Source organism: Elioraea sp. Yellowstone, assembly GCF_006704265.1.
Classification (GTDB): domain Bacteria; phylum Pseudomonadota; class Alphaproteobacteria; order Acetobacterales; family Acetobacteraceae; genus Elioraea.
The window spans coordinates 1-7,725 of the sequence record NZ_VIKA01000145.1 but is presented as its reverse complement, the minus strand read 5'-3'; the positions used below and the strand labels follow the sequence as shown (position 1 = coordinate 7,725).

The window sequence follows — 7,725 nt, the reverse complement described above, 5'->3', positions numbered from 1 at the left end:
CGCTTCAGCCGCGACCAGCGCGCGAGGAAGCCCTCGCTCTCGCCGTGCGCGTCAGCGCCGGCCATGCCCTGCCGCCCCGGCGCGCGGCCGCACCCCCAGCGCCTCCGGGTCGGCGCGGTCGCGCGTGCGCTTGAAGAAGCCGCGGTCGCGATGATGCTCGGCGACGAAGGCCTCGACCAGTTCGCGCACCGGCCCGGGCATCGGCACCGGCTCGATCACGCCTTCGCTGCCGACCGAGACCAGAGCCTCGGCCTCCGCCGCATCCGCGAGCACCCTGTGCAGCGCCATCCCCGGCTCTTCCAGGCAGGGACGCAGCACCACCCAGAGCATCGGCCGGCCGGTCTCCAGATTGGCCTTGTAGCCGAGCGTGTCCGAGGAGTGGAGCTCCACCTCGGTCTGGCCAGCGATGTACGCGGTGACGCCGTTGTTGCGATGCAGCACGGTCCAGGGCTTCGCCACCGTCCGCGCCGGCAGCACCGCCACCGGGACCCAGAGATGGTCGATCCAGGGACTCGATGCCGCGCGGCGTTCGACGATCACCGAGACGGGAATGCGGCGCTCCTCCATGGCTCTGCCCTCAGGCTGCCGCCCGGCCGCGCGCAAGCGGCAGGTTCTCGATCAGGTTCTGCGGCTTGAGCCGCACACGCTTCGCCCGGTCCATCGCCAGCGCGAGATAGACCGGCCGGCCGGCGACGCGTGCCAGCATCTCGGCCGGATCGGCGAACTCCAGGCGCCAGAGCGCGACGATCCGCCCCAGCGCCTCCGGATCGACCGCCTCGCCATGCCAGAGCCGGCCGACGATCGCCGAGGCCTCGGCATCCAGCCCGACATACCACGCCCACGCCTCGTCATGGATGGTCTGAAGCGGCCGCACCGACACCGCCGCCCCCGTCATGTGGCGCACCCAGGCCTCGATCACGCGGCCGAGCGCGTCCTGGCCGGCGCGGCCGAAGGTCAGGTCGAGCACCGTGTCGTGCCGGTCAGAGCGGTCCCAGTAGAGCGCGGCGTTCTCGGGCGAGAGCACATCGAGCTCGACCGGACGGACCGGCGTGCCGGCCTCGGCGAGCAGCGCGCCGAGCGTGCCGATCCCGCCCGTGCGCGCCGCGTTCTCCACCGCCTCCTCGTCCGCGAGCAGCAGATTGCCGCCCTCGGTGGAGGCGCGCTGGGTGCGGAAGAACAGTTCGGCGGCGCGCAGCACGAGCGGGTCGTCGCAGCCGTCCAGCACGTTGCGCAGGATGAGCTGGACGAGCTGGGCGAGGAAGAGCGGCGGCATCCCGGCGAGATCGCGCCGGAACAGCGCGGCGTAGCCGGCCTCGACCGTCGGGTGGGCGAGCAGGTGGTCGCGGAAGCCGAGCCAGACCTGCCAGTTCTCGCGCGCATCCGGATCGGCGAGTGCGGCGATCTCGCTGCCGCTGACGCGCCGGCGCGGCTCGGCGAGCAGCGCGGCGTGCAGCGCCCGCTCCGCCGCGCAGGCCTCCTCGGGCGGCACCAGTTCCGGCCGGGCGAGCCAGGCGGCGAGCAGCGCGTCGGTGACGAGCAGCCCGCCGGCCTCGTTGCGCCCGGTCAGATGATGGCCGCAGGCGAGCCAGAAGTCGCGGCTCATCGTCCCCCCTTCATCAGCGCGACGAGATCGACCGGCTCGGCCGCCTCCGGCTCGCCCTCGCTGCGCACGATCCCGATCACCGGCAGGGACTGCGGCGCGCCGCGCGGCTTGAGCGTGCGGAAGCGCTCGCGGATCGCGCCGGCCTCGAGGCTGCGGCTGAGCGCGATCAGCGTGCCGGGCGCGTGGCCCTCGCAGAGCCCCTCGGCATAGGCGAGCTCCTCCTCGGCCGCCTCGCGCGCCGCCGCGAGCGAGGGCGCGCCGAAGCGCTCCCGGATCGCCGCGGCCAGCGCCTCGACCGCCGCCGCACGCTCCTCCGCGCTCGCCCGGCCGACGGTCGCGAGCGTGGACCAGCCGAAGCTCTCCACGCCCAGGAAGCCGGCGCGGAACGCCTGGCGCGCCCTGCCCGTCAGCGTCTCCGGATCGACGTCCCAGAACATGAAGCCGCCCACGACCGCGGGCTCGCCCGGCTCGGCGGCGCGCTCGAATACCACCGTGTCCGAGGGATCGAGCCGGATCGTGCGCAACATGGGCCGGCTCATCGCGCCAGCCCCAGCGCGGCGAGCCAGGAGGGCGCGGCGAGCGCAGGGGCGAGGGCGCGGCGGGTCTCGGCGCCGTGCTCGTCCTGCAGCAGCAGGTCGCCGCCGGGATCGAGCCCGCGCCGGGCGGCGCGCGGGCGGTCGAGCCGCTCCAGATAGCGCCGCGCGACCGCGCGGAAGCCCTCCTCCTGCCACTCGTGCAGCCCGGCCATCAGATGGCGCGCATACGATTCCGCGAGAGTGGCGGCGTCGAGCTCGCCGTAGCCCTCCTCCGCGAGTGCGGTGATCTCCGGGGTGAGGCCGGGCTCGGCTGCCTGCTCGAAGGCGAGCCGCACCGCCACGTGCAGTACCATCCAGGCCGGCGCCTCCCGCTCCGTCCCCGGCTCCCAGGCGAGACGCGCGCCGCCGACCGCGCCGCCGTTCACCTCGACGAGGTCGGGCCAGACGAAGGCGATCGGCTTCTCGGGCGGGGCGTGCACGGCGAGCGCATCGGCGAGGGCGGACATGCCGACATAGAGCGCGCCCCGCGCCCGGGCGAGCGGCAGCGACGGCTCGAGCACCACCGCGACGTCGAACAGGTGCCAGGAGCGCGACCACACCAGCGTCCCCGCCCCGGCCTCGGCGGCGATCGCGCAGGCATGGGCGAAGGCATCACCGGCCTCACGCAGCCGCACCTCGCGGTAGAGCGGCGGCAGCTCGAGCCCGCGCGTCTGCATCCGCATCCCGGCGTTCCGTCCCTCCGGCCCGGCCGGGCCCCTGTGAGCCCGACAACCGCCGTCATATATGAGCCCACGGAGCGATTTCACAGGCGAGGGAACGGGAATGGCGCAGCCGGCGGGGCGGACGGTGTTCGTGTGCTCCTGCGAGGACACGACGCCGCTCGACCAGGCGGGGATCGCGCGCGCCTGCACCGGTGCGCGCGTGGAGGGCGCCCGCCAGCTCTGCCGCGCCGAACTCGCCCGTTTCGAGGCCGCACTGGGCAGCGGCGACATCACCGTCGCCTGCACCCAGGAGGCGCCGCTGTTCGCCGAGCGCGCCGGGGATGCGGGCCACGGCTTCCGCCTCGACACCGTCAACATCCGCGAGCACGCCGGCTGGAGCCGCGAGGCGAAGCGGGCGACGCCGAAGATCGCCGCCCTGCTCGCGGGCGCCGCGGTGGCGATGCCGGCGACGCCGATCGTCTCCTACCGCTCCGAGGGGGTGACGCTGGTCTATGGCCGCGACGAGACCGCGATCGAGGCGGCCACGGCGCTTGCCGACCGGCTGAACCTGACCGTGCTGCTGACCCGGCCCGGCGACATCGTCCCGCCCGCGACCACCACCTTCCCGGTGGTGAAGGGCACGATCGTGCGCGCGCGCGGCCATCTCGGCGCCTTCGAGCTCACCGTGGACGACTTCGCCGCGCCCGCCCCCTCCTCGCGCGCACGGCTCGTCTTCGGCGCGCCGCGCGACGGCGCGACCAGCCGCTGCGACGTGATCCTCGACCTCGCCGGCGGCACGCCGCTCTTTCCCGCCCCGCACAAGCGGCCGGGCTACCTGCGCGCCGATCCGCGCGACCCGGTCGCAGTGCAGAAGGCGATCTTCAAGGCCGCCGAGCTGGTCGGCCAGTTCGACAAGCCGCGCTTCGTCACCTTCACCGACGGGCTTTGCGCGCATTCCCGCTCGCGCAAGACCGGCTGCACGCGCTGCCTCGATCTCTGCCCCGTGGGCGCGATCCAGCCCGCGGGCGATCATGTCGCGATCGATGCGATGATCTGCGCCGGCTGCGGCGCCTGCGCCGCCGTCTGCCCGACGGGTGCCGCCTCCTATGCCCTGCCGCCCGCGGAGGCGCTGATGCGCAGGCTGCGCGCCATGCTGCTCGCCTACGGGGAGGCGGGCGGAAGAGGCGCGGTCGTGCTGGTGCACGAGGGCGAGCACGGGGCGCCGCTGCTCGATGCGCTCGCGCGTTTCGGCGAGGGGCTGCCGGCGCGCGTCATCCCCTTCCCGGTGAACGAGGTGACCGCGCTCGGCCTCGAGGCGGTCGCGGCGGCCTTCGCCTTCGGCGCGGCGGAACTGCGCGTGCTGCTCGGCACCCGCCACCGCGACGACCTCGCCGCGCTCGAGCGCACGCTGGCGCTCGCCGAGGCGGTGCTGGGCGCCTGGGGCTTCGGGCCCGGGCGTGCGTCACTGCTCGCCGCGGACGACCCGGAGACGCTCGCCGCCGCGCTCGCGCACCTGCCCGAGCGCGACGGTGTCGCCACCCCGCGCAGCTTCCTGCCGATGGGCGACAAGCGCGGCGTGATGCAGACCGCGCTCAAGGAGCTGCACAAGGCCGCCCCCGCGCCGGTCGAGGTCGTTGCGCTGCCGGCCGGCGCGCCGTTCGGCACGGTGCACGTCGATGTCGCGGGCTGCACGCTCTGCCTCGCCTGCGTCTCGGCCTGCCCCACGGGCGCGCTGCGCGACAACCCAGACCGGCCGATGCTCAGCTTCACCGAGGAGGCCTGCGTGCAGTGCGGCCTCTGCGCCAGCACCTGCCCGGAGCAGGTGATCACGCTCGAGCCGCGGCTGAACGTGGCAGCCGAGGCCGCAGGGCCGCGGGTGGTGAAGGAGGAGGAGCCCTATCCCTGCATCCGCTGCGGCAGGCCCTTCGGCGTGAAGAGCACGGTGGAGCGCATCGCCGCGAAGCTCGCGGCAAGCCACTGGATGTACCGGGGCAGCGCCAATCTCGACCTGATCCGCATGTGCGAGGACTGCCGCGTGATCGCGGTGACCGAGGGCGAAGGGATCGACCCCTATGCCGGCCCACCGCGGCCGCGCCCGGTCACGAGCGAGGACTACCGGACCGGCGAGGGCGGCTGACCACCGCGCTATTCGCGCGGCGTCGCCTGCAGGAGCGCATCCCACTGGCGCTGCAGCGCCGCCTGGCGTTCGCGCGCGGCCTCGACATCCTGGCGGATCCCGTCGGAAGCGCCGGGCTGGGCCGCGAGCCGCCGCTGCTCGGCTTGCAGGGCGGCGATGTCGCGCTGGAGCGCCGCGACGCGCTCCTGATCCATGCGGCTCCGCGCGCGCGAGGCGGCGATCTCGCGCGCCAGCCGATCGGTCTCGGCGCGCTGGGCGGCGATCTCGCGCTCGAGCTGTGCGGCCTCGCTGCGCGCGAGCGCCGCCTGTCGCTCGGCCCCGCGAGCCTCGCGCGCGGCCGCATCGCGCGCCTGCTCGGCGCGTCCCAGCCGCTGCTCGCGCTCCTCGATCCGGCGATCGTAGCCGCCGGTGATCAGGTTCGCGTAGACGTCGAAGATGTTGTGCTGGCGCGTGTCCTGCGCGCCCGTGCAGGCGGCGAGGACCAGCACGGCGCTACCGAGCACGGCGCTACCGAGGGCAACAGAACCCCTCATGCCTCGATGCCTTGCAGCGCCTGCGCCATCGACTGCTGCGTGCGACGCAACTGCTGCGCGCTCTGGTTGATGCTGTCGCGCTGCCGCTCGAGCGCCGAGGTGTTCACGCCCTGCCGCTTCAGGCTCGCGATCTCGGCATCCAGCGCGCGCAGCTTCTCCTCGCTCTCGCGCAGCTTATTGGCGGTGTCGCTCTCGAACTGCCGGGCCGAGGCGAGCGCAGCGAGCTGCTGGTCGTTCAGCGCCCGGCCCTGCGCCTGGGTGCTCCGCAGCTCGCGCAGCCGCGCCTGGTGGCGCGAGGCCTCGCTGCGCGCGCTGTCCGCGGCGCGCCGGTAGTTCGCCGCGTCCCGCCGCGCCTGGGCGATGCGCTGGTCGAGCGTGCTCTCCGCACGGACCTGCTTCTCCTTCTGGTCCTCTGCGATCGCGCCGGCGGCGACCCCGAGCAGCCCGCCCGCCACGGCGCCGATCGCCGCGCCGCGCCCACCGCCGGCGAGTGCGCCCACGCCCGCGCCGGCACCGGCGCCGAGCAGCGCCCCGTCGAGCTTCATGTCGCCGGTGCAGCCGGAGAGAACCACGCCGGCCAATCCGACCGCGAGGATCCGCTTCGCGCCCATCCCGACCTCCCCTGTCGGAGTTCCCTCTATTCAATGGCGAGACTTGTACCGCAAACGGTCCGGCGGTGCCACAGCGAGGCCCCGCAGCCGGCGCGCGAAGCCTGCGAGGGGTACGCCCGCTGCTGCGCCGCAGGGCGCAATCCGCTAGGCTTGGCCGTCGCTGCACGCGACCCGACGGGCGGGAGGAAGCAGGGCATGGCAGGAGCAGGACGGGGTCTGGCGCCGCTCGTCGCGGCAGCACTGCTCTGCGGCCTCACCGCGCCGGCCGGGGCGGCGGACGAGGTGATCGTGATCCAGGAGGCGAATTTCCGCCCGGGTGCGGGCCGCATCACCTTCAGCGAGGTGCCGCGCGGCACGCGCAATCCGGTGCTCGAGCCGCGCCGCTATGGCGGCGACGAGGCCAGCCCGACGGTGCGCTTCGGCGGGCTGTTCCAGGGCCGGCGCATCGCCGGCCTGGACGAGTGCCCGCGCGGCGCGGCGCGCACTGGTTGCCTCGCCGGCACGCCGGCCGCGCCCCTCGCGCTCGATCTCTCGGGGCCGCCGGCGATGGTGGTGCTGGACCGCACACCGACGATCAACAGCGACGTGCTGAGCGGCTCGCCGGTGTTCAACGGGCCGATCGCCGTGCTGTTCGACCGTGACATCGCCGCAGTCGGGCTGCAGGGCGGCTACTTCGACGTGCGGGGCAGCGTCGCCATCACGGTCTACGACCGCCAGGGAAGGCGGCTCGGCCAGACGGCGAACACCCGCACCGGCGCGCAGTTCCTCGGCCTCGCCACGCGTGACCTCGCGCCGCGCATCGCAGGGCTCGAGTTCCACCTCGTGGGACCGGAGCCGGCCGGGTTCGGCATCGACAATCTCCGCTTCGGCCGGCCCGACCAGGTCGAGGTCGCGGGCGCCGAGCCGCGGCGCGACGACCGTCCGCTGCTGCTGCCGTGAGGCGGCTGCGCCGGCTGGCGGCAGCGCTCGCCGTGCTGATGCTCACCGCGCCCGCCGCGCGTGGCGAGGACATGGTGGTGCGCATCGAGGAGCGCGCCTTCCGCGCCGGTGCCGGGCGCATCACCTTCGGCGAGGTGCCGCTGCGCACCGAGAACCCGGTCTATCCGCCCTCCCGCTACGGCGGCGGGCCTGACAGCCCGACCGTGCGCTTCGGCGGGCATTTCCGCGGTCGCCGACTCGGCACGCGTACGGAATGTCCTCAGGGCGTGCGGCCCTCCGGCTGCCTCGCCGGATCGCCCACGGCACCGCTCGCCCTCGACCCCGCCGCCCCGCCCGTGCGCACCCTGCCCAATGTCGGCGTGCCGGGCAGCGACAGTCCCGAGCTCGGCGGCACGCCGACCTGGAACGGTCCGATCGCCGTGCTGTTCGACCGCGATCTCGCCGCGGTCGGACTGCAGGGTGGCTACTTCGACGCGCCCCGTGGCGTGGCCGTGACGGTCTACGACCGCCAGGGCCGCGTGCTCGGCCGCACGGTCAACCGGGGCACCGGATTCGAGTTCATGGGGCTGGCCACGCGTGACCTCGCGCCGCGCATCGCAGGGCTCGAGTTCCACCTCGTGGGACCGGAGCCGGCCGGGTTCGGCATCGACAATCTCCGCTTCGGC

General features: G+C 74.6%; 9 protein-coding genes. 3 read left to right on the top strand and 6 right to left on the bottom strand.

Annotated elements, in window-relative coordinates:
* Positions 1 to 51: 51 nt before the first annotated feature.
* Genes FK498_RS15625 through FK498_RS15610 form a run of 4 tightly spaced genes read right to left on the bottom strand, consistent with a single transcriptional unit; the run spans position 52 to position 2,861 of the window.
* Entirely contained in the window at positions 52 to 567 is a 516-nt protein-coding gene (locus FK498_RS15625) for a DUF3305 domain-containing protein (protein ID WP_141856154.1), read from the bottom strand.
* Positions 568 to 577: 10 nt separating this feature from the next.
* Positions 578 to 1,603: a DUF6352 family protein gene (locus tag FK498_RS15620; protein ID WP_141856152.1), complete on the bottom strand. Its 1,026-nt coding sequence runs from the start codon at positions 1,601 to 1,603 to the stop codon at positions 578 to 580.
* Positions 1,600 to 2,130, bottom strand: a complete 531-nt coding sequence (locus FK498_RS15615; RefSeq protein WP_141856149.1) for a DUF6505 family protein — start codon at positions 2,128 to 2,130, stop codon at positions 1,600 to 1,602. Before FK498_RS15615 ends, FK498_RS15620 begins: the two co-directional genes overlap by 4 nt.
* A gap of 8 nt (positions 2,131 to 2,138) precedes the next feature.
* Positions 2,139 to 2,861, bottom strand: coding sequence for a biotin/lipoate--protein ligase family protein (locus FK498_RS15610; protein WP_141856147.1), 723 nt, complete (start codon positions 2,859 to 2,861; stop codon positions 2,139 to 2,141).
* Between the two features lie 100 nt (positions 2,862 to 2,961).
* Between FK498_RS15610 and FK498_RS15605 the strand changes: the two genes are divergently transcribed.
* Positions 2,962 to 4,977 carry a 4Fe-4S dicluster domain-containing protein gene (locus tag FK498_RS15605; protein WP_141856145.1) on the top strand — a complete coding sequence of 672 codons (2,016 nt, stop codon included), beginning with the start codon at positions 2,962 to 2,964 and terminating at the stop codon, positions 4,975 to 4,977.
* Positions 4,978 to 4,985: 8 nt separating this feature from the next.
* Here the strand turns inward: FK498_RS15605 and FK498_RS15600 are convergent, their stop codons facing one another.
* Both FK498_RS15600 and FK498_RS19785 read right to left on the bottom strand, forming a co-directional pair.
* Complete coding sequence (locus FK498_RS15600; protein WP_141856143.1) at positions 4,986 to 5,480, bottom strand: hypothetical protein; 495 nt, start codon at positions 5,478 to 5,480, stop codon at positions 4,986 to 4,988.
* Between the two features lie 26 nt (positions 5,481 to 5,506).
* A complete protein-coding gene (locus tag FK498_RS19785) occupies positions 5,507 to 6,121 on the bottom strand; it encodes a hypothetical protein (RefSeq protein WP_202614877.1) in 615 nt (204 codons plus the stop codon).
* Between the two features lie 195 nt (positions 6,122 to 6,316).
* Here FK498_RS19785 and FK498_RS15590 point away from each other — a divergent pair, with 195 nt between their 5' ends.
* Both FK498_RS15590 and FK498_RS15585 read left to right on the top strand, forming a co-directional pair.
* A complete protein-coding gene (locus FK498_RS15590; RefSeq protein WP_141856141.1) occupies positions 6,317 to 7,060 on the top strand; it encodes a PEP-CTERM sorting domain-containing protein in 744 nt (247 codons plus the stop codon).
* On the top strand, positions 7,057 to 7,725 hold a 669-nt coding region (locus FK498_RS15585), incomplete at its 3' end, for a PEP-CTERM sorting domain-containing protein (RefSeq protein ID WP_141856139.1). The genes FK498_RS15590 and FK498_RS15585, both read left to right, overlap by 4 nt.

Excerpts from the sequence above, each read along its gene's own strand:
- FK498_RS15625 (WP_141856154.1), bottom strand. The coding sequence starts at position 567 with ATGGAGGAGCGCCGCATTCCCGTCTCGGTGATCGTCGAACGCCGCGCG.
- FK498_RS15620 (WP_141856152.1), bottom strand. The coding sequence starts at position 1,603 with ATGAGCCGCGACTTCTGGCTCGCCTGCGGCCATCATCTGACCGGGCGC.
- FK498_RS15615 (WP_141856149.1), bottom strand. The coding sequence starts at position 2,130 with ATGTTGCGCACGATCCGGCTCGATCCCTCGGACACGGTGGTATTCGAG.
- FK498_RS15610 (WP_141856147.1), bottom strand. The coding sequence starts at position 2,861 with ATGCGGATGCAGACGCGCGGGCTCGAGCTGCCGCCGCTCTACCGCGAG.
- FK498_RS15605 (WP_141856145.1), top strand. The coding sequence starts at position 2,962 with ATGGCGCAGCCGGCGGGGCGGACGGTGTTCGTGTGCTCCTGCGAGGAC.
- FK498_RS19785 (WP_202614877.1), bottom strand. The coding sequence starts at position 6,121 with ATGGGCGCGAAGCGGATCCTCGCGGTCGGATTGGCCGGCGTGGTTCTC.
- FK498_RS15590 (WP_141856141.1), top strand. The coding sequence starts at position 6,317 with ATGGCAGGAGCAGGACGGGGTCTGGCGCCGCTCGTCGCGGCAGCACTG.